The 18,905-nt window shown below is 69.4% G+C and carries 19 protein-coding genes; 16 read left to right on the top strand and 3 right to left on the bottom strand.

Annotated elements, in window-relative coordinates; translation table 11 throughout:
- The first annotated feature begins 68 nt into the window (after positions 1–68).
- The 9 genes from OXI49_16105 to OXI49_16065 all read left to right on the top strand — a co-directional run bounded on the left by OXI49_16105 (position 69) and on the right by OXI49_16065 (position 7,644).
- Entirely contained in the window at positions 69–434 is a 366-nt protein-coding gene (locus OXI49_16105) for a hypothetical protein (GenBank protein ID MDE2692027.1), read from the top strand.
- A gap of 77 nt (positions 435–511) precedes the next feature.
- Positions 512–778: a hypothetical protein gene (locus OXI49_16100; protein MDE2692026.1), complete on the top strand. Its 267-nt coding sequence runs from the start codon at positions 512–514 to the stop codon at positions 776–778.
- 197 nt (positions 779–975) lie between these two features.
- The gene (fni, locus tag OXI49_16095) at positions 976–2,019 is read left to right on the top strand and encodes a type 2 isopentenyl-diphosphate Delta-isomerase (protein MDE2692025.1); all 1,044 of its coding nucleotides are present in this window, start codon (positions 976–978) and stop codon (positions 2,017–2,019) included.
- The gene (locus OXI49_16090) at positions 2,012–3,289 is read left to right on the top strand and encodes a hydroxymethylglutaryl-CoA reductase (GenBank protein ID MDE2692024.1); all 1,278 of its coding nucleotides are present in this window, start codon (positions 2,012–2,014) and stop codon (positions 3,287–3,289) included. The genes fni and OXI49_16090 overlap by 8 nt, the downstream gene beginning before the upstream one ends.
- Positions 3,290–3,295: 6 nt before the next feature.
- Positions 3,296–3,859, top strand: a complete 564-nt coding sequence (locus tag OXI49_16085) for a GNAT family N-acetyltransferase (GenBank protein MDE2692023.1) — start codon at positions 3,296–3,298, stop codon at positions 3,857–3,859.
- A gap of 41 nt (positions 3,860–3,900) precedes the next feature.
- Entirely contained in the window at positions 3,901–5,043 is a 1,143-nt protein-coding gene (locus OXI49_16080; GenBank protein MDE2692022.1) for a hypothetical protein, read from the top strand.
- A gap of 12 nt (positions 5,044–5,055) precedes the next feature.
- On the top strand, positions 5,056–6,108 hold the full coding sequence (gene mvaD, locus OXI49_16075) for a diphosphomevalonate decarboxylase (GenBank protein MDE2692021.1): 1,053 nt from the start codon (positions 5,056–5,058) through the stop codon (positions 6,106–6,108).
- Positions 6,105–6,983: an isopentenyl phosphate kinase gene (locus OXI49_16070; protein ID MDE2692020.1), complete on the top strand. Its 879-nt coding sequence runs from the start codon at positions 6,105–6,107 to the stop codon at positions 6,981–6,983. Before mvaD ends, OXI49_16070 begins: the two co-directional genes overlap by 4 nt.
- Positions 6,970–7,644: a metal-dependent transcriptional regulator gene (locus OXI49_16065; GenBank protein MDE2692019.1), complete on the top strand. Its 675-nt coding sequence runs from the start codon at positions 6,970–6,972 to the stop codon at positions 7,642–7,644. Before OXI49_16070 ends, OXI49_16065 begins: the two co-directional genes overlap by 14 nt.
- On the opposite strand, the gene OXI49_16060 is transcribed toward OXI49_16065, so the two are convergent.
- The gene (locus OXI49_16060; GenBank protein MDE2692018.1) at positions 7,645–8,154 is read right to left on the bottom strand and encodes a hypothetical protein; all 510 of its coding nucleotides are present in this window, start codon (positions 8,152–8,154) and stop codon (positions 7,645–7,647) included.
- Positions 8,145–9,689 (bottom strand): acetyl-CoA carboxylase biotin carboxylase subunit, encoded by a 1,545-nt coding sequence (locus OXI49_16055; GenBank protein ID MDE2692017.1) that lies wholly within the window; start codon positions 9,687–9,689, stop codon positions 8,145–8,147. Before OXI49_16055 ends, OXI49_16060 begins: the two co-directional genes overlap by 10 nt.
- 169 nt (positions 9,690–9,858) lie before the next feature.
- On the opposite strand from OXI49_16055, the gene OXI49_16050 reads away from it, so the two are divergent.
- From OXI49_16050 to OXI49_16035, 4 genes are read left to right on the top strand one after another with little or no spacing between them, the layout of a single operon-like run.
- Positions 9,859–11,220: an ABC transporter substrate-binding protein gene (locus OXI49_16050; protein MDE2692016.1), complete on the top strand. Its 1,362-nt coding sequence runs from the start codon at positions 9,859–9,861 to the stop codon at positions 11,218–11,220.
- A 1-nt stretch (position 11,221) separates the two neighbouring features.
- Entirely contained in the window at positions 11,222–11,962 is a 741-nt protein-coding gene (locus OXI49_16045; protein MDE2692015.1) for a hypothetical protein, read from the top strand.
- Between the two features lie 7 nt (positions 11,963–11,969).
- Complete coding sequence (locus OXI49_16040) at positions 11,970–13,283, top strand: OFA family MFS transporter (protein MDE2692014.1); 1,314 nt, start codon at positions 11,970–11,972, stop codon at positions 13,281–13,283.
- Positions 13,284–13,292: 9 nt separating this feature from the next.
- On the top strand, positions 13,293–14,177 hold the full coding sequence (locus OXI49_16035) for a decaprenyl-phosphate phosphoribosyltransferase (GenBank protein ID MDE2692013.1): 885 nt from the start codon (positions 13,293–13,295) through the stop codon (positions 14,175–14,177).
- On the opposite strand, the gene OXI49_16030 is transcribed toward OXI49_16035, so the two are convergent.
- The gene (locus OXI49_16030; protein MDE2692012.1) at positions 14,085–15,131 is read right to left on the bottom strand and encodes a lysylphosphatidylglycerol synthase transmembrane domain-containing protein; all 1,047 of its coding nucleotides are present in this window, start codon (positions 15,129–15,131) and stop codon (positions 14,085–14,087) included. The genes OXI49_16035 and OXI49_16030 overlap by 93 nt on opposite strands.
- Before the next feature lie 60 nt (positions 15,132–15,191).
- On the opposite strand from OXI49_16030, the gene OXI49_16025 reads away from it, so the two are divergent.
- From OXI49_16025 to OXI49_16015, 3 genes are read left to right on the top strand one after another with little or no spacing between them, the layout of a single operon-like run.
- Positions 15,192–16,691 (top strand): M20/M25/M40 family metallo-hydrolase, encoded by a 1,500-nt coding sequence (locus OXI49_16025; protein MDE2692011.1) that lies wholly within the window; start codon positions 15,192–15,194, stop codon positions 16,689–16,691.
- Positions 16,688–18,115, top strand: coding sequence for a M20/M25/M40 family metallo-hydrolase (locus tag OXI49_16020; GenBank protein MDE2692010.1), 1,428 nt, complete (start codon positions 16,688–16,690; stop codon positions 18,113–18,115). The genes OXI49_16025 and OXI49_16020 overlap by 4 nt, the downstream gene beginning before the upstream one ends.
- Positions 18,112–18,900 carry a prepilin peptidase gene (locus OXI49_16015; GenBank protein ID MDE2692009.1) on the top strand — a complete coding sequence of 263 codons (789 nt, stop codon included), beginning with the start codon at positions 18,112–18,114 and terminating at the stop codon, positions 18,898–18,900. The genes OXI49_16020 and OXI49_16015 overlap by 4 nt, the downstream gene beginning before the upstream one ends.
- Positions 18,901–18,905 lie beyond the last annotated feature (5 nt).

Genomic DNA, 18,905 nt, shown 5'->3' with positions numbered 1-18,905 from the left:
CCGCCCGCGACGGGGCCGGGGGGAGGGGTGCCAGGGGACGCTCGCCCTCGGGGAGAGGATGGGAAGGGGTGGGCTCGCTGTTGTCGGCTGCGCTCCGCTGCGGCGTCGGTGACTGGGTCGGTGGAGGAAGTCGCTGGCCTCCGACCCCCTGGGCACCCTCCCCCGGCCCCGTCGCGGGCTGGACGCCTCACCATGCTCACCCCGACATCGGGTTTCAGCCGCCCTCTGTGCGGGCGGACAGCAAGAGCGCCGTCCAGTATGTCCTGTGGAAGGAGGCTGAGCGATTTGCTGAGTCTCTTCAGCAGCAGACCTTGGTCTTCTACCATCACCTGAATCGCACGAAGCTCTGGCCGGATCAGATCGACGAGAAGATCCGCGAGATTGGTTCGATCTCGCTGGGGGCTGACGGAGAAAGCGGCGGCTTTCTCGTCTAGATCCGTAGAGGGACGTGGCGACGGCGGGTCCCGCCTCCAAGATCTTCACGCTGAACCGACTGTTAGGCTCCAATCGGATGACGACCTTCGACACGCTTGCGGCGGCCCGGACGCTCGAAGGTGCCGGCATGGATCCGGCGCAGGCGGCGGCAGTGACCGAGACGATCCGGTCCGCCTCCACGGAGGGAGTCGCGACTCGATCCGACCTCGCCGAGTTGCGCGGCGATCTGGCCGAGCTACGCGGCGACCTGGGCGCGATGGAGGCTCGTCTCACGTGGCGCATGGTGTTGGTCGCCGGCGCAGTCACGGCCCTGGTTACCGCGCTGGATCGCCTGCTCGCCTGAGTACCTTCCGCCTTCGACACGCGACAGGTGCCACCCACTTGTGTGGAACCGGCCGCCAAAGTGGAGCCGGCCTGACGGCCGGCGCGTTTGCTGGACCCGCTTCAGGCGGCCGCAGCCGCATCCGACCGTGAACGCTTCACTTACGCGAATTCCGGTACAGTCCTGCGCATGCGTAGCCGCGAGATCGGGGCGGTCGCGTGAGTACTCGTCCGCTGCTGGCAGCGGCCGAGGGGGAGCGGGACCGCAAGGCGGAGCACATCCGGCTGGCGCTGGATCGGCGCATGCAGGTGGAGCGCAGCTACTTCGACGACTACCGGTTCGAGCACAGGGCACTGCCGGAGATCGATTTCGGCGATGTGCGGATCGGCGGCGGCTTCCTGGGGCGGCAGCTCGAGGCGCCGCTGCTCATCTCCTGCATGACGGGGGGGACCGGCGCCGCGGAGCAGATCAACCGCCGGCTGGCCGAGGCGGCCGAGGCGGGAAGAGTCGCTCTCGGAGTCGGTTCGCAGCGCAAGGCGATCGACGATCCGGAGACGGCGGCGAGCTTCCGGGTGCGGGAGTTCGCTCCCAACGTGCCGATCCTCGCCAACCTGGGCGCGGTGCAACTGAACTACGGCTACGGTATCGACGAGTGCCGGGTGGCGGTCGACATGGTCGAGGCGGATGCCCTGGTGCTGCACCTCAACGCCCTGCAGGAGGCGCTGCAACCCGAAGGCCAACTGAACTTCCGGGGACTGTTGCCGAAGATCGCGCGCGTCGTCGAGGCGCTGGACGTGCCGGTCGTGGTCAAGGAGATCGGCTGCGGCATCTCCGGCGCGGTGGGCCGCGAGCTCGCCAACGTCGGTGTCCGCATCCTGGACACAGCCGGTGTCGGCGGCACGAGCTGGGCGCGGATCGAGGCGGCTCGGGCCGACGAGGTGGCGCTCGGCGAACGTTTCGCCGACTGGGGGCTGCCGACGCCGGAGTCGATCCGGCAGTTGGCGGCGGTTCCCGGCGTCCAGGTGATCGGCAGCGGGGGCATCCGCTCCGGCGTCGACGCGGCGAAGGCGCTGGCCCTCGGCGCCGACATCGCCGGTATGGCGTTCCCCTTCCTCGAAGCGGCCAACAGATCGACCGCCGCCGTGGTCGATCGGATCGCCCGAACCGCCTTCGAACTGCGCACCTGCATGTTTTGCACTGGCGCCGCCGACCCGGCGGCGCTGCGCCGCGTGCCACTCCTGAAGGAGACAGGTGATGGCTGATCGGCTGGATTCCGGCTCCGAACTGGCCCCCGAACTCGAGGCCGCGGCGGCCGAGATCGCCGGCTCCGAGCGCGGCTTCCACCGGCCGCCGCCCGGCCTCGACGCCGCGGGACAGGCAGCCGTGCGCCGCCGGGCCCTGGACCTGGCCACCCGCAGCGGCCCGCTCACGGCGATCGGCAGCTACGCCCTGGACGGCGAACGGGCGTCCACCCAGAACTGCGAGAACTTCATCGGCGCCGCCCAGGTGCCGATGGGCGTCGCCGGGCCGGTTCACGTCCGCGGGAGCGAGATCGACGGCACCGTCTGCGTGCCGATGGCGACCACCGAGGGAGCGCTGCTCGCCAGCGTGAACCGCGGGTGTCGCGCGATCACGGCCGCGGGCGGCGCCACCGTCTTCGTCGAGGACGTGGGCATGACGCGGGCCCCCGTCTTTCGCACGACGGGGATCGAGGACACCCGGCGACTGCTCGGGTGGCTGGAAGCCAACGAGGAGAGGATCCGCGCCAAGGCTCACGAGACCAGCCGCTTCCTGGAACTTCGGGACATTCGACCGTCGGTGGTCGGAAGCACCGTGTTTCTGCGCTTCCGCTTCGCCACCGGCGACGCGATGGGCATGAACATGGTGACGATCGCTTGCGACCGCGTCGTGTCCGAGTTGATCGAGCCGGAAACCGGTGCCCAGTGCGTGGCGCTGTCGGGGAACTACTGCGTCGACAAGAAACCCTCCGCGGTCAACTACCAGCTCGGTCGCGGCAAGCGGATTCACGCCGAGGTCGTGCTCGACGAGACGACCGTGCGCAAGGTCCTCAAGTCGGAGGCGAAGGCGCTCCAGGACGTGGCCTACCGCAAGAACCTGCTGGGCTCCGTCGCGGCCGGCGCGCTCGCCTTCAACGCCCAGTTCGCGAACGTGCTGGCGGCGGTCTTCGTCGCCTGCGGCCAGGATCTCGCCCACGTCGTGGAAGGCGCGATGGGTGTCGCCTCGTTCGAGGCCAGGGAGGACGGTTCAGTCTACGCGTCCGTCTACATGCCGGATTGCCCGCTGGCCGCGATCGGCGGCGGCACCGGTCTAGACACCCAGCGCGAGGCGCTCGAGGTGATGGGCGTGCGGCCCGACGCGAAGCGGCCGGGCGCCGCGGTGCGCCGGCTGGCCGAGATCGTCGGCGCCGTCGTCCTGGCAGGCGAGCTCTCCTTGACCGCGGCGTTCACGTCGCGCGACCTGGCGCGGGCCCACGAGCGGCTGGGCCGCTCCAGCGCCGCAAGCGCGGGTTGAACCACCATGTATGAAACCAGGGCGCTCGACGAGACGACCTGGCCGGAGTTCGCGCAGCTCGTCGAGGCGAACAACGGTGTCTGGGGCGGGTGCTGGTGTCTTTGGTATCACGGAAAGGAAGCCAGCGAGGACAGAACTCTCGCTCAGAAACGCGAGGCGAAGGAACGCCTCGTTCGTGAAGGCCGGGCGCATGCCTCGCTTGTCTTCGAGGGCGAGGACTGCGTGGGCTGGTGTCAGTTTGGATCGCCGGAGGAGCTTCCGCGGATCCACAATCAGCGCGCCTATCAGAAGACCGATCCGGTCTTGCCCGACTGGCGGATTACCTGCTTCTTTTCCGGCAAGGGACATCGCGGCAACGGCGTCGCTTCAGTCGCATTGAAGGGCGCCATCGGGCAGATCAGGACGCTGGGCGGCGGGCGGGTCGAGGCGTACCCGGAGAACACTGAAGGCAGAAAAGCGTCACCTGCATTCCTCTTCAACGGTTCGCTGTCCATGTTCGAACGGCGTGGTTTCAAGCGATCGCGGCAGATCGGGAAGCACAAGTGGGTGGTGACGCGCACGATCAAGTAACACCGGGGCGCTCAATACAGAAGAGGATTGGCGCCGACCTCATGGCGAAGTTCAATCCAGGCGGCAGAGCAGAGACGGAGGCGTCGGTGGTGCGGTTGAGCGTGCCGGGCAAAGTGATACTGATGGGGGAGCACGCGGCGGTGTACGGGCGGCCGGCGGTGGTGGCCGCGGTGGACCTGCGCCTTACCGTTGAAGCCCGTAGCGATCCGACGGGCGTCGGCCGGATTCGCCTGAACCTGCCTGACCTCGGTCTTCAGGAAGAGCACTCGTGGCCGGCGCTTGAGGACTTCACGAACCGCGCCCGCAGTCGATGGGGCAGGTTCGAAGCGGGCGACGTGTCGTTCAAACCGGCGGACGACCGGAGTGCCCTGGTCAGGATCGCGGTCGGTGAAGCGGCGGCATCTCTGCCACCGGCGGTTTCGAAACGGCTGCGACGATGGGGGTTGGAGTTGCGGTTGCGGTCCCAGCTTCCGGTTGGTGCCGGCCTTGGTAGCTCGGCCGCGGCCGCGGTTGGAGTGGTTGCTGCCGTGCGAGCACTGGCAGGGAGCCGGGTTCGTTCACCCGACGAACTCGCGGCGATCGAGGCGGCGGCGTTGGAGGTCGAGCGGCGGCAGCACGGTTTCCCGTCGGGGATCGACAGTGGAACGGTGCTGCGCGGTGGCGTGCTGCTTGTGCGCCGTTCTGGGGGCGAGTTGCGATTCGACGACTTGCCGCGGCCGGAGTGGCTTCGCGGCGCGGTCGGGATCCTCGACAGCGGGACTCCGAGCCAGACCACGGGCGCGGTGGTCACTGCGGTGCGACGGCGCTACGAGGACGAACCCGAGCGGACGACCGCCCTGTTCGACCGCATCGAGGCGGCCGTGGAGTCCTTTCGCGCGGCGCTCCGGGACGGCGGGCCGCGGCATGCGGCTACCGCCGTCGCCGACGGTCATCGCGCCCTTGTTGAACTGGGCGTGGTGCCGCCGGCGGTCGCTCGCCGGATCGCCTCGGTGGAAGCTGCCGGGGGCGCGGCGAAGATCTCCGGGGCCGGGGCTCTTGAAGGCGGGTCGGCCGGTGCGTTGATCTGCATGCTCGCCGGCCGGTCGGCCGAGACGATCGTTGGCATCTCGGACCTCGAGTCTGTGAACGCGGCAATCGGCGCCGGCGGCTTGAGGTTCGAGAGTCCCACCGCTGATCGACTGTAGGCTCCGGGAGAGATGAACTCCGCGTTGGAACCGGCCCATGAGCCTGGGCCCGTGACCGCCGAGGCGCCTTCGAACATCGCCTTCATCAAGTACTGGGGCGCCCGCGATCCCGAGGGGCCGGTTCCCTTCAACCGCTCGCTGTCGATGACCCTGGATGCCTGCCGGTCGATCTGCTCGGCGTCTCCCCTGGCCGACGGACGGGACGACGAGATCGTCTGGCTCGAGGAACCGGGCTCCGGCCGTTCAGGAGCCGCCGGGGAAGCGCCGCCGGCCTTCGTCGAGCGCACACGGCGGCACCTGGACCGGCTGCGCGAGTGGTCGCGGCAGACGGCGGCGCCGTACACGGGCGGGCTGCGGATCGCCACGGGCAACACCTTCCCGGCGGCGGCCGGGATCGCCTCTTCCGCTTCGGGCTTCACCGCCCTGACCCTCGCCGTGACGGCCGCCATGGGCTTCGATCTGCCGCCGCGGACCCTGTCCGCCCTGTCGCGGAGCAGCGGCTCGGGTTCGGCCGCCCGTTCGGCCTACGGCGGCTACGTGGAGTGGCCCGACGGGGACGACAACAGGGCGGTTCAGGTCCTGGACGAGGACGCCTGGCAGCTCTGCGACGTGGTCGCCGTCGTCGAGACCGGAGCCAAGAAGGTGTCTTCACGCGACGGGCACCAGCTCGCGGTCAGCAGTCCGTACTTCGCGCCGCGTCTGGACGCGCTCGAGGAGCGCCTCGAACAGGTGCGCGTCGCGCTAAGAGAGCGCGACTTCGAGTCCCTGGGACCGGCGGTCGAGGAAGAGGGGATCGACCTCCACCTGATCGCGATGTCGTCCAGACCTCCTGTGTACTACTGGACGCCGGGCACGATCGAGGTGCTGGCCGCGGTCCGCGATCTGCGCGCGGACGGCGTCGCCGCCTACGCCACGATGGATGCCGGCGCGAACGTCCACGTGATCTGCCAGCCGGTAGACGAATCGCGGGTGGCGGAACGGCTCGTGGCTCTCGGCAGCGTCGAGCGGGTGCTGCGCGACCGGACCGGAGGCCCGCCCGTGTGGCGTGGCGGAGCTGAGCTTTGAGTGCGGCCGCCGCCGCGAACGCCTCGGAAGGGCGGCTGGACGTCACCCTGGTCAAGCTCGGCGGCAGCCTGATCACGGACAAGACGAAACCGCGCACCGTCGCGAAGGAACACCTGCGGCGGCTGGCGACGGAGATCACGGCCGGGTGGTCGGGGGGCGGCCTCGTGATCGGTCACGGCAGCGGTTCCTTCGGACACCCGGAGGCCCGCGCCGCCGGCCTGGGGGGAGGCGCCGGCGGCCGGCGGCTGGGCTCGGCGGCGGACCGGATGGGCATCGCGCGCACGCAGGCCGCGGCCCAGGAACTCCACCGCCAGGTCGTTTTCCACCTGATCGCGGCTGGCGTGCCGGCGTACTCGCAGTTGCCGTCCGCGTTCCTCGTGGCGGACGACGGAGAGCCCGACGGTCCGCCGCCCGAACCGCTGGCTGCAGCGCTACGACTCGGCCTGGTCCCGGTCACGATGGGCGACGTCGTCGTCGACCGGGCGCGCGCGGCCTCGATCGCGTCGACGGAGACGGTGTTCGAGTTCCTTGCCGGCGCCCTCGTTCCGCTCGGCATCGACGTGCGGCGGGCGGTGTGGCTCGGCGCCACGGCCGGCGTCCTGGACGACGCCGGGCGGCTCGTTCCCCGCATCGACGCGGAGAACATCGGGACAGCGTCCGAGGCCGCCGGAAGTTCACCGGCGGTCGATGTCACCGGCGGCATGGAGCACCGCCTGGCGACCGCCTGGAGGCTGGCTCAGCGCGGCGTCGAATCGCTCATCATCGACGGGCGCCGGCCCGGTCTCCTCGAGTCGGTGCTCCGGTGCCCGGGCGGCGAGGCGGAGAGCGCCGGTACACTCGTGAGACCGAGCGGGGTGGAAGATGCGCGCGAGTAGCACCGTCGAGGACTACCTGAAGTGCATCTTCCTGGCGGAGCACGAGGCCCTGCTGGAGGGCGCGCAGCTCGTGCCGATGGGCCGGATCGCGGCGCGGCTCAAGGTGGCGCCCGCCTCGGTCACTGCGATGATGAAGACCCTGGCCGACTCCGGACTGGTCTCCTACGAACCGTACAGCGGCGTCCGGCTCCTTCCGGCGGGTCGCAAGCTGGCGACCCACGTGCTCAGGCGGCATCGGCTGATCGAGCTCTTCCTGGTCAACGTGATGGGCTTCGACTGGAGTGAGGTCCACTCGGAGGCCGAACTGCTCGAGCACTCCGTCTCCGGGCGGATGATCGAACGGATCGACGAGATGCTCGGCCATCCCTCGGTGGATCCCCACGGCGATCCGATTCCGAGCGCGGACGGTCACATCGAACTCGTGGATCATCCGAGTCTCCTGAAGTGCGCCCTGAACCAGGTCGTCGAGGTGGTCCGGGTGACGGACCAGAACGCCGAGTTCCTGCGTTTCGCGGAGCGCGAAGGGCTGGCGCCGGGCAGCCAGGTCGAGGTGGCGGCGCGGGACGAGACTGCCGGCAGCGTCGCGGTGGTCTCGGGCGCGCGTGAGTTCAGCCTGGGCTTCCCGGCCGCGTCGAAGGTGCTCGTCCGGGCGGCGAACTAACTAGGCGTCGTCGCCCGCGGCGACGACGAAGAGCGGCTGGCCGCCGTCGACGGTCTGGCCGACCTCGACGAGGAGTTGCTCGAGTTGCCCGTCGATCTCCGACTGGATCTCGTTCTCCATCTTCATCGCTTCGAGCACGACGACGCCCTGTCCCGAGGTCACCTCGTCGCCCTCGGCCGCGAGCACGGCCACCACACGGCCGGGCATGTAGGCGGTTGCCTCGAAGGTGTCCACTGCTCCCTGCTGCGTCGCCTCGCCGAGAGCCTGGGAGCGGGGGTCAATCACCTTCAGCTCGACGCCGTCGACGTCGTAGAGGCCGTTGCCGAGCGAGCGGACGCTCTGCGTCGCCTGGCGCCCGTTGACGATCACGCTCAGGACGTCCGGCCGTCCAAGGGTCGCGGCGTCCACCCGGTACTCGCGGTCGTCGACCGTGAGGGTCCAGTGGCCGTTCGCCTCGGCGCGGACCTCGACGCGGACCTCGTCGTCCGACCGGGCGACGATCAGTTCCACGTCGTGGTCCTCCGGGCGTCGCGGCGCGCCGCGAGGCGCCAGTTCGACGGCGGTGCGCCGCCGCTAGCCGCGGCGGTGGTTCCCTTCGCCCCGGCCCGTTCCAGATGGGCGAGGACGGCGGCGAGGACGGGAAGATCGGCCTCCAGGGCGTCGTCGTCCGGCGCGGCCGGCCGCAACTCGCCGTTCTCGAGCTTGCGATCGAGCATGGAGATGTCCATGTTGCCCGTCGTGAAGTCCTCGTCCTCGAGCAGTTGCTCGAAGAGGGGCAGGTTCGTGCGGATGCCCTCCACCCGGGTTTCGGCGAGCGCCCGCCGGAGGCGAGCCAGGGCGTCGCTCCGGTCGCGCCCCCAGACGATCAGCTTGGCCAGCATCGGGTCGTAGTGGATCGTGACCTCGGCGCCCTCGTACACGCCGCAGTCGTTGCGCACGCCCGGGCCCTCCGGCAGTTGGAGCAGTTCGATGCGGCCGGGCGAAGGAGCGAAGTTGCGGAACGGATCCTCCGCGTACAGGCGGACCTCGACCGCGTGACCGCGGGGCTCCAGGCCGTTTCCCAGCGCCTCCGGCAACGGTTCGCCGGCCGCGATGTCGAGCTGGGCGGCCACGATGTCGACGCCGGTGATCAGCTCGGTCACCGGATGCTCGACCTGGATCCTCGTGTTCATCTCCAGGAAGTAGAACTCTCCCCCGGGATCGAGCAGGAACTCCACCGTGCCCGCGCCGACGTAGTTCACGGCCGCTGCTGCGCGGACCGCCGCGTCGCCCATGCGGCGGCGGAGATCCGCGTCGACGACGGGCGACGGCGCCTCTTCGACCACCTTCTGGTGCCTTCGTTGCAGGGAGCACTCCCGTTCGCCTAGGGAGACGATCCGGCCGTGGCTGTCGCCGAGGACCTGGATCTCGACGTGGCGCGGCCGCTCGACGAAGCGTTCGATGTAGACCGAGGCGTCGTTGAAGCTGGCGCCTGCCTCCGAGGTCGCGCCCCGGAACGCCGCTTCCAGTTCGCTCTCCTCGCGCACCAGCCGCATTCCCTTGCCGCCGCCGCCGGCGGAAGCCTTGAGCATGACCGGATAGCCGATCTCGGTTGCCGCTTTGCGCGCCGCTTCGGCGGAGGCCAGGGGATCGGTGCCTCCCGGAACGATGGGTACGCCGGCCGCGGTCATCAGGCGCCGGCTCTCGATCTTCGAACCCATCGCGGCGATCGCCGCGGAGGGCGGCCCGATGAAGGCAATGCCGCGTTTCTCGCAGAGGCGCGCGAACCCGGCGTTCTCGGACAGGAAGCCGTAGCCGGGGTGGATCGCGTCGGCGCCGACGGCCGCGGCGAGATTGACGATCTTCCCGGCCTGGAGATAGCTCTCGATCGAGGGCGCGGGGCCGATGCAGTGGGCCTCGTCCGCCATCTGCGTGGCGAGACCGGCGCGGTCCGCCTCCGAGTAGACGGCGACGGAGACGATGCCGCGTTCCCGGAGCGCCCGGATCACTCGCACCGCGATCTCGCCGCGGTTCGCGACGAGTACCTTCTTCAGGCCGTTCTTCATGCCGGAAGGCGCATCCTACTGGGAGAGGACGGGATGGGCCGAAACGCCGAGCCTGCGAGGAGTTTCGCGGCGCCGGCGTTCCGGCCGGCAGGTAGGCCGGCGCACCCAGTGAGTGGTGACGCCGTTGCGCGATATTGTGGAATCAGGCCGACGAAAAGGAGGAGTCCCCATGGATTGCAGTATCAGACCCGAAGCGTCGAACAACGGTAACTGGGGTCCGCTGGTCACGAGAAAATCCGTCATGCGGTCCGGCCTGGCGGCGCTGCTCGTCGCTCCCTTCACGGCGTCGTCGCTCTCTGCCGCCGCCGGTCAGGACGCCGGGGATTCGGAGGATGAGACCTCGGACCGGAGCGAAGGTCGGGGCGCCACGGACGAGGAGATCGTTCTCGGAGTGTCCGCCGCCTTCTCGGGTCCGTCCCGGGGCCTCGGCACGGAGCTCTACCGCGGCGCCATGGCGTACTTCAACCATGTGAACGAGAACGGCGGCATCGAGGATCGAAGGGTCAGCCTGAGGTTGTATGACGACGGCTATCAGCCCGATCCCTGCGTCCAGAACACGATGAGGCTCATGCTGGAGGACAAGGTGTTCTCCCTCTTCGGCTACGTCGGGACGCCGACAGTGACCCGGGTCCTTCCGATCCTGAAGAAGTTTCAGGACGAGAGCATCTTCCTGTTCTTCCCGTTCACCGGCGCCCAGCCGCAACGGGAGCCGCCCTACGGCGAGTTCGCGTTCAACCTGCGTGCCTCCTACAACCAGGAGACGGCGGGGTTGGTCGACAACCTGGTGCGGATCGGCAGGCGGAAGATCGCCGTCTTCTACCAGATCGACGCGTACGGCCGGAGCGGCTGGGCCGGTGTCAGGGCGGCGCTGGACAAGCACGGCGAGCGGCTCGCGGGCGAGGCGACCTACAGCCGCGGCGAGAAGTTCACCGGCAGCATGAGGAAGCAGGTCGAGATCCTTCAGGACGTCTCGCCGGACGCGGTGATCTGCATCGGCGCCTACGCCGCCTGCGCCGCGTTCGCGCGCGACGCCGTCGACCTCGGACTCGACGTGCCGATCGCCAACCTGTCCTTCGTCGGCAGCGAGAACCTGCTGAAGCTCCTGACCGAGGGGCAGGACGACGCCGAGAGATACACCCGGCAGTTGATCAACTCCCAGGTGGTTCCCAGCTACGAGGACACGTCGATCCCGGCGGTCCAGGAGTACCGGGACCTGATGGCGCGCTACGACCCCCAGGTGCCGGCCGACCTGGTGCAGGAGGAGTACGCGCCGTTCCCGCACAGCTTCGGCAGCCTCGAGGGGTTCCTGAACGCCAAGCTGATGGGGGAGATTCTGAGGCGGCTGGGGCCGGACCCGAACCGGGCGGGGCTTGAAGAGGCGGTCTTCTCGATCGAGGACTTCGACCTCGGGATCAGCGAGCGCGTCTCCTTCGGTCCCGACCGGCGTCAGGGACTCCAGAGCGTCTACCACACCGTCGTCGAGGACGGCCGGTTCGTTCCCCTCGACGACTGGGGCGCCAGGTTCGGCTGAGATGAGAATCCGCAGGCTGTTCAAGTGGACGAGGTTCGGCATCTTCGCCGTCTTCGGCCTGATCGTCCTGTCGACCTCCATTCTCTGCATCTACACCGTCGACACCGAGCTGTCGGCGGAGTACGAGGTCAACACCCAGAACATCGCCAAGACGATCGCGGACTCGAGCGCCGGCATTCTGCTCAACCAGAATCTCGCGACGCTGCAGTCGCTGGTCGACCAGTTTCTCGAGGTTCAGGGCATCCGGTACATCTACATCACCAGCGAGACCGGCGAGTTCCTGGCGCACACCTTCGTTCCCGGCATTCCGGAGGAGATTCTCGAGAGCGAACACAGCAACACGGCGCCGGTTGAACGGAGCCTGCCCGGGATGGGCGATTTCATCGAGGTCGGCAGTCCGATCCTGGCGGGAGTCGCCGGCACCGTGCACGTCGGCATGGACCTCGATGTCGTCGCGCTCAAGATCCAGCGGGCGATCGGCCAGCAGGTCTACCTGATCAGCGTCATGCTCGTCATTGCCGTGCTGGCCTCGATCTGGTTCGTCAACCTGGCCGCGAAGCCGCTGGGCGAGCTCCTCGCCTACGCGGTGGAACTGGCCAGGGACGGAGAGAACGACGAGCTTGGCGAGCGGGACCTCCTGGCCCGCGACGACGAGGTGGGTCACCTGGCGCGCCTGTTCCTTCATGTGTCGCGCCAGGGCGCCGGCCGCGGCCTGCCGGCAAGCACTTCCGGCACGGAGTAGCTCCGGCGTGCGGGTCCCCAGAACCGTCATCGCGCTGCTCTGCACGACGCTCCAGTTGTGCTTCGGCACGGTGTACGCCTGGAGCTTCTTCCAGACGATGCTGGTCCGGCAGGCGGGGTGGACCTTCTCGCAGACGGCCTGGGCCTTCAGCATCACGATCTTCACACTGGGCGTGTCGGCGGCCTGGGCCGGGCAGGTGCTGCCGCGGCTGGGACCCAGGAAGCTCGCCGTGATCGGCAGCATCCTGTTCTCGGGCGGCTACCTGGTCGCGGCAGCCGCGCTGCGCCTGGACATACTGCCGCTGTTCTACATCGGCTACGGCGTGATCGGCGGCGCCGGCATCGGTCTCGGCTACGTGACCCCGGTCGCGACGGTGGCCAAGTGGTTCCCTGACCACAAGGGGCTGGTCACCGGGATCGTCGTCATGGGCTTCGGCGTCGGCGCCTTCCTGCTCAGCAAGGGACTGGCGCCCCTGCTGGTGCTGCGCACGGGCGAGGACCTGTCCGAGGTGTTCCTCTGGCTCGGCATCACCTTCGCCTGCCTCCTCATCCCCTGCAGCCTGCTGCTGAGCGACCCGCCCGTCCCCTCGGATCTCGTGAAGTCCGTCGCCGGGCCCGCCGCGGAGACGGCGCCCGCGGAAGACGACACGGCCGTCAGGAGTTACCTCGGTTCCCAGCAGTTCGTGTTCATGTGGATCGTCTTCTTCTTCAACATCGCGGCCGGCATCACCGTGATCAGCTTCCAGTCCGAGTTGCTCCAGGAGGTCTGGGGTCTCTCCGACCCCTCGCTCGAGCCGGCGACCCTGGCGGAATACGGGGCCACGCTGATCGCGATCAGTTCCCTGTGCAACGGCGTGGGCAGGCTGTTCTGGGGCCTCCTGTCGGACCGCATCGGCCGGGTGAAGGTGTTCCGGATCCTGCTCGCGAGCCAGATGGTCGTGTTCGGGGTGCTGATGACCGAAACGAATCCCTGGATCTTCTCGATCCTCGTCTGCTACGTGCTGCTCTGCTTCGGCGGCGGGTTCGCCACGATGCCGCCCTTCGTCCTGGACGTCTTCGGTTCGCGGAAGATGTCCTCGATCTACGGCGCCGTGCTCACCGCCTGGGCGGCCGCCGGGATCGTCGGTCCCGTCTACCTGGGCTACCTCAAGGACGGCTACCCCGACCGCGCGGTGATGTACTGCTTCCTGGTCGGGATCCTCATGCTGGGGGGCGGCTTCCTCTTCTCCTACCTGCTGACCGACGACCGGATGCGCCTGGGACGGCCGACGCTCGAGGGAACCCTCCGCGAGTTCGGGATCCCCGTTTCCGGCCGGGGTTGAAGCCGCTCCGTGCCGCTCTTCAGGTCGCTGCGTCCGGCGCAGTGGAGCAAGAACGTGTTCGTCCTGGCGCCGGCGACGTTCGCCGGCAGCCTCCTGGATCGCGGCACGATGGAGGCTTCGGCGATCGCCTTCGTCGCGTTCTGCGCCGCGGCCAGCGCCGTCTACCTGTTCAACGACCTGCGCGACCGCGAGCAGGACCGCCGCCATCCCCGGAAGCGGTTGCGGCCGGTGGCGTCCGGCGCTTTGGGCGCGGCGCCGGCCGCCGCGGCGTGCGCGGCGCTTACCGCCGCCGCGCTGATCGCGGCGTGGACGCTCAACCGGGAGACGGCGCTCCTGGTCGGCCTCTACCTGCTGGCGAACCTGCTCTATAGCCTGTGGCTGAAGGAGATCGTGATCGTCGACGTGATGGTGCTCGCGAGCGGTTACGTCATCCGTGTGGTGGTCGGAGCGGCTGCGGTCGGCGTCACGGTGTCCGCTTGGCTGCTGCTATGCACGGTCTTCCTGTCGCTGTTCCTGGGCTTCTCCAAGCGCCGTCACGAACTCGTGCTGCTTCCGGACGACGCCGGCGAGCAGCGGGCGGTTCTCGATCACTACAGCCCGACGTTCCTGGACCAGATGATGAACGTCGTGACGGCTTCGACGCTGCTGTCCTACGCCCTCTACACGACCGCCGACGAAACCGTCATGCGCTTCGGCGACTACGGCCTGGTGTGGACCGTTCCGTTCGTGCTGTTCGGCATCTTCCGCTACCTGTACCTGATCCACAAGGCGGACAACCCGAAACAGCGGAACCCGACCGAGCTACTTCTGTACGACGTCCCCTTCCTGGTGAACGTGGGGCTCTACGCCCTGGCCGTCTTCCTCATCGTCTACCTGCCGGGGCCGGCGCAGTAGCGACAGCACCCAGGGCATGGCCAGCACCCCGACCGCGACCGCGAACCACAGGGTGGCGGCGCGGACGATGACGGTCGAGGCCATCGCGGCGTCGAGAGCGACGCCCTGGCGTTCCAGCAGCAGGACGAGCGACCCCTCCGCGGCGAGCAGGCCGCCGGGGATCATCGAGGCGGCGCCCGCGACGCTTGAGGCCGCGTAGTCGAACACCGAGGCCAGCACGGGCACCGAGGGCGCGTAGTGACGAACGACGAGCGCGCAGCCGATCCCCTCGGCAGCCCACGCCGCGGTGGACATGGCGAGGCCCGGCACCAGCATCCTGGGCTCCACGAGCTTCGTGAATGCCTGGTGAATGTCGATCAGCAGGGCGGCGCGGCCCCTGGCGAGGCGACTTCTGGCCAGCAGGGGCAGGAGTCGTCTCGTGAGGGGACCGTAGGCCACGACGACCGCGGCGCCGGCCGCGACGAGGACGATGGGAGCGACGAACGAGCGCTGACCGGTGAAGACGAAGACCGACGACAGGAGCAGCAGCAGGACGGCGAGCACGTCGAGCAGCCGTTCGGTGACCACGACGGCGATGACCGGACGGGCCCGTCCGCCGCCGAACTCGCGCGCCAGCCAGGCCTTGGCGAGCTCGCCCGCCTTGCCCGGGGTCACCGCGAGCAGGAAGCCGGTCAGGAAGATGGCGAGACTGCGGCTCCAGTGCAGGCGGACGTCGAGTTGCCGCAGGTACATCTGCCAGCGAACGAAGCGCAGCCAGTAGTTCACCGCCGACAGCAACAGCACGATGACCAGCGTCAAGGGACTGAAGTCCCGGATCAGATCGCGGATCTGCTCGAAGTCGCCGACGAAGCCGAGCGCGGCGAAGGTGACCGTGCCCAGCAGGAGCAGGATCAGCAGGCCCCTTCCGATGCCGCGGAACGGCTGGTGGTTGGAGAGCTGCACGAGCGGCGGCATGGACGGTAGCAGCTTGGTGACCGTACAGCTCAGGTGGGAGGCGCTAAGCTGATTCCGCACATGTCGAGCGCGAAGTCGAAGGCGCGGCACCGCCTGGCTGCCCGGATCGTGCTCTATGGAGCGTTGCTCGCGGCCCTCGCGTTGGCCGTGGTGTTCTCCCGGCGGACGGCGCCGGCGCCGATCTTCGACACGAGCTGGCGGGAGGTGGACTACGAGGCGGACGAGAACGTCCGGCGCCTTCAGGACCTGGTGCGGATCGACACGACGCCGGACACGGGCCGCGAGATCGACGCCGCGCGCTACCTCGCCGGCATTCTCGAGGATGCGGGCCTTGCCGTGGAGATCGAGCCGCACGAGGGCGCCCGGGCAAACCTCTGGGCGATCCTCGAAGGCGAGAGCCGGGAGGCGCTGGTGCTTCACAACCACCTCGACGTCGAGCCGGTGCGGCGCCCGGAGGAGTGGGGTGTGCCGCCCTTCGAAGGGCGGATCGAGCCGCCATGGATCATCGGCCGCGGTGTGTTCGACATGAAGAGCGTGACGGTGGCCCAGCTCGCCGCGATGCTGGCGGCCGCGAAGCGGACGGCGGCGACCGGCCTGCGGCCGAGCCGGTCGCTGATCTTCCTCGCGACGAGCAGCGAGGAGACCGGCAGCGACCTGGGGACGCGCCACATTCTGAACAACCGCCCGGAACTCAGGGACCGGGTCTGGGCCGTGCTGACCGAGGGCGGCGTGCTGGAGGCGACCTGGACAGACGACGTGAAGTACTGGGGCACCTCCTTCGCCCAGAAGCAGTTCCTGGAGGCGATGGCCACGGCGCCGGCGGCGGAGCGCCTGGAGCGGCTGCGCGCCGATCTGCTTGCGGCCCTCGGCACCGCGAAGCCGGTGGCCGTGGTTCCCGAGGTGGCTGCGTTCGCGGCGGCCTACGGGCCGTCGCGCCAGCACCCGGACTATCGAGCGGCGCTGGCCGAGCCCGAGCGCGTGCTCAAGGAGCCGGAGCTCTTCGACGGTCTGCCGAACCTGCTCAAGGCGTTGTTCCGCAACGAGGCGCACCCGTTCTTCGTCGAAGCCGCTTCCTCTGGCGGCTACCGGCTGCGAATCGTCCTCCACGTGCTGCCCGGGCTGGACGCCGATGCGGCCGCGGCCGAACTGCTGCCCGCCCGGCTACTGGACGGCGTGGAGATTCGCATCCACGAGCGGCGGGGAGCGGCGCACGGCAGCCCCCTCGATCATCCGGCCTACCTGCATTTGACCGAGTCGCTGCGCCGGCGCACCGGCGTCGAGCCGGACCGGATCGGTCCCTACCTGCTGGCGCGCTACGCCAACGACGCCCGCTTCTTCCGGCTCCACGACATTGCCGCCTACGGATTCACGCCCTTCCGGTTCCTGGCGGTCGATTCGATGACCGTCGCGGGTCCGAACGAGAAGATCGCCCTGCCCGCCTTCGTGGACGGCGTCGAGCTCTACCGCCAGGTCGTACTGGACCTTCTCGACCTGCCGCCGACTGCCGGGAGAGGACTGACCACGGGCTCCTCAGGCGGAGTGGCGGAGGCGGCCCGGTGAGGGTGCCCGGCGCGCGGGGGACAGGCCTGCTCCTGGCCTCCACCGTGGTTCTGCTGGCGGCCGGGCCGGCCTTCGCGGGCGCGGAGCCGGTCGCCTGGCTCCAGACCTACCTGTCGTTCGACACGAGCAATCCCCCGGGCGACGAGCGGGCCGCCGTCGAGTACCTGGCTTCGCTGATCGAGCGCCACGATCCGGAAGGCGAACTCGACGTTCGGGTGCTGACCAGCCCCGGCGGCCGGGCCAACCTCTACGCGCGGTTGCCGGCGAGCGTGCCCGATGCCGGAGGCCGTGCCCTGGTGCTGCTGCATCACGTCGACGTGGTCCCGGCGGGAGAGGGCTGGAGCCGGCCGCCGTTCGGCGGAACGATGCACGACGGGAAGATCTGGGGACGCGGCGCCCTCGACGCGAAGAGTCTCGGCATTGCCCATCTGGGCGCGATGCTGCACGTGCTGGTGAGCGGGCAGCCGCGCCGCCGCGACCTCGTCTTCGTCGCCAGCGCGGACGAGGAGGCGGGCGGCGCCGACGGTGTCGGCTGGTTGCTGGAGGAGCACTGGGAGCTGTTCGACGAAGCCGAGGCCGTGCTGAACGAGGCGGGCGTGAACCGGGTGGCTGGGGACCGCCTGCTGTGGTGGGGCATCGAGACGGCGCAGAAGCAGGTGCTCTGGCTCCGCGTCATGGCCTCCGGCCGCGGAGGGCACGGTTCGGGATTCAACCCGGCGAGCCCCACGCACCGCCTCGTGCGGGCGCTGAACCGGGTGCTCGAACTGGAACATCCGTGGCGGGTCACGACGGCGGCGCACGAGGCCTACCGGGGCCTCGCGACGTTCCACTCGGCGGAGTTCGCCGAGGTCTTCGATCAGCCGATCGAGGTCGCGCAGGCGGAGCTCGACCGGCGGCTGCGGGTCGGCGGCCTGGACCGCGTACTGCTGCCCGGCATGTCGGCGAGTTTCCGCGACACGGTGCAGATCACCCGGATCGACAATGGCGCCGGACCGGTCAACGTGGCGCCCGGTGAGGCTGTGGCGCTCATCGACGCCCGCCTGCTGCCGGACACGGATGCCGAAGCCTTTCGCCGGCGAGTCGACACCGTCCTGGGTAGCGGCATTCACGTCGAGGAGCTCCTGCGCTCGGGCGCCAGCCCGGCGTCGAGCACGGAAAGCGACGTCTACCGCACGCTGGAGCGCGTCCTCGGCGTGCGCGCGCCGGTGGCGCCGGCGATGATCGCCGGCGCAACGGACTCGCGTTTCTTCCGCCGGCGCGGCGTGGATGCCTACGGGTTCTCGCCGTTCGTCGTCGCCTCCGGCGACGCGGCGGGGATCCACGGGCTCGACGAACGGATACCGGTGGACGCTTTCCTTCGCGGCTGCGAGATGATGAAACGGGTCGTCACCGCGCTCGTTCGGGGCAGCGGCGGGCAGCCATGACCGGAGCGGCGCCCGCGACCGTCGCCTTCGGAGCGGTGTACGCCGCTGTGTTCGGGCTGTGCGTCGGCAGTTTTCTCAACGTCGTCGCATGGCGCCTGCCGCGAGGCGAGTCGGTCGTTCGCCCGCGCTCGCGCTGTCCCCATTGCAGTGCCCGGATCGCCGCACGGGACAACGTGCCGTTGCTGAGTTTCGTGATTCTCCGCGGCCGTTGCAGGACCTGCGGCGAGTCGATCGCGTGGCGCTATCCGGCGGTCGAGGCGGGCAACGGTGTCCTCTGGCTCGCCTCCTGGCTCGTGTTCGGGCCGACGTTCGACGGTCTTCTGGGCGCCGTCTTCTGCAGCCTCATGCTGGTGCTTGCGATCATCGATGCGAGCCACCTCCTGCTCCCCGACCCGCTGACCTATGGCGGAATCGGGCTCGGTCTGGCCGGCTCGTTCGTGGTGTCCTGGACGACCCCCCGGAACGCGGTGTTCGGCGCCGCGGTGGGGGCCGGAGCGCTGCTGCTGCTGATCGGACTCTGGTACCTCCTTCGCCGGGTACGGGGCATGGGTCTCGGCGACGTGAAGATGCTCGCCGCGGTCGGCGCGTTTCTGGGCGTCGGCGGAACGCTGCTGACGTTGTTCCTCGCGTCCCTGATCGGCGCGCTCGCGGGCCTCCTGTTCATGGTCCGCGGCCGGCTGGGCTGGAGTTCCAGGCTCCCCTTCGGCGTCTTTCTCGCGATGGGCGCCGTCGTGTCACTGTTCTTCGGCGCGCGGTTGATCGCCGCCTACACGTCCCTGCTGTAAGACGA

This window comes from Acidobacteriota bacterium, from assembly GCA_028875725.1.
Classification (GTDB): domain Bacteria; phylum Acidobacteriota; class Thermoanaerobaculia; order Multivoradales; family Multivoraceae; genus Multivorans.
This window is presented reverse-complemented; position numbering and strand designations above follow the sequence as displayed.

What these genes read in the sequence shown, in the direction of transcription:
- OXI49_16015 (MDE2692009.1), top strand. Translation starts at nt 18,112, where the DNA reads ATGACCGGAGCGGCGCCCGCGACCGTCGCCTTCGGAGCGGTGTACGCC.
- OXI49_16050 (MDE2692016.1), top strand. Translation starts at nt 9,859, where the DNA reads ATGGATTGCAGTATCAGACCCGAAGCGTCGAACAACGGTAACTGGGGT.
- OXI49_16080 (MDE2692022.1), top strand. Translation starts at nt 3,901, where the DNA reads ATGGCGAAGTTCAATCCAGGCGGCAGAGCAGAGACGGAGGCGTCGGTG.
- OXI49_16090 (MDE2692024.1), top strand. Translation starts at nt 2,012, where the DNA reads ATGGCTGATCGGCTGGATTCCGGCTCCGAACTGGCCCCCGAACTCGAG.
- OXI49_16025 (MDE2692011.1), top strand. Translation starts at nt 15,192, where the DNA reads ATGTCGAGCGCGAAGTCGAAGGCGCGGCACCGCCTGGCTGCCCGGATC.
- OXI49_16045 (MDE2692015.1), top strand. Translation starts at nt 11,222, where the DNA reads ATGAGAATCCGCAGGCTGTTCAAGTGGACGAGGTTCGGCATCTTCGCC.
- OXI49_16055 (MDE2692017.1), bottom strand. Translation starts at nt 9,689, where the DNA reads ATGAAGAACGGCCTGAAGAAGGTACTCGTCGCGAACCGCGGCGAGATC.
- OXI49_16065 (MDE2692019.1), top strand. Translation starts at nt 6,970, where the DNA reads ATGCGCGCGAGTAGCACCGTCGAGGACTACCTGAAGTGCATCTTCCTG.
- mvaD (MDE2692021.1), top strand. Translation starts at nt 5,056, where the DNA reads ATGAACTCCGCGTTGGAACCGGCCCATGAGCCTGGGCCCGTGACCGCC.
- OXI49_16100 (MDE2692026.1), top strand. Translation starts at nt 512, where the DNA reads ATGACGACCTTCGACACGCTTGCGGCGGCCCGGACGCTCGAAGGTGCC.
- OXI49_16030 (MDE2692012.1), bottom strand. Translation starts at nt 15,131, where the DNA reads ATGCCGCCGCTCGTGCAGCTCTCCAACCACCAGCCGTTCCGCGGCATC.
- OXI49_16085 (MDE2692023.1), top strand. Translation starts at nt 3,296, where the DNA reads ATGTATGAAACCAGGGCGCTCGACGAGACGACCTGGCCGGAGTTCGCG.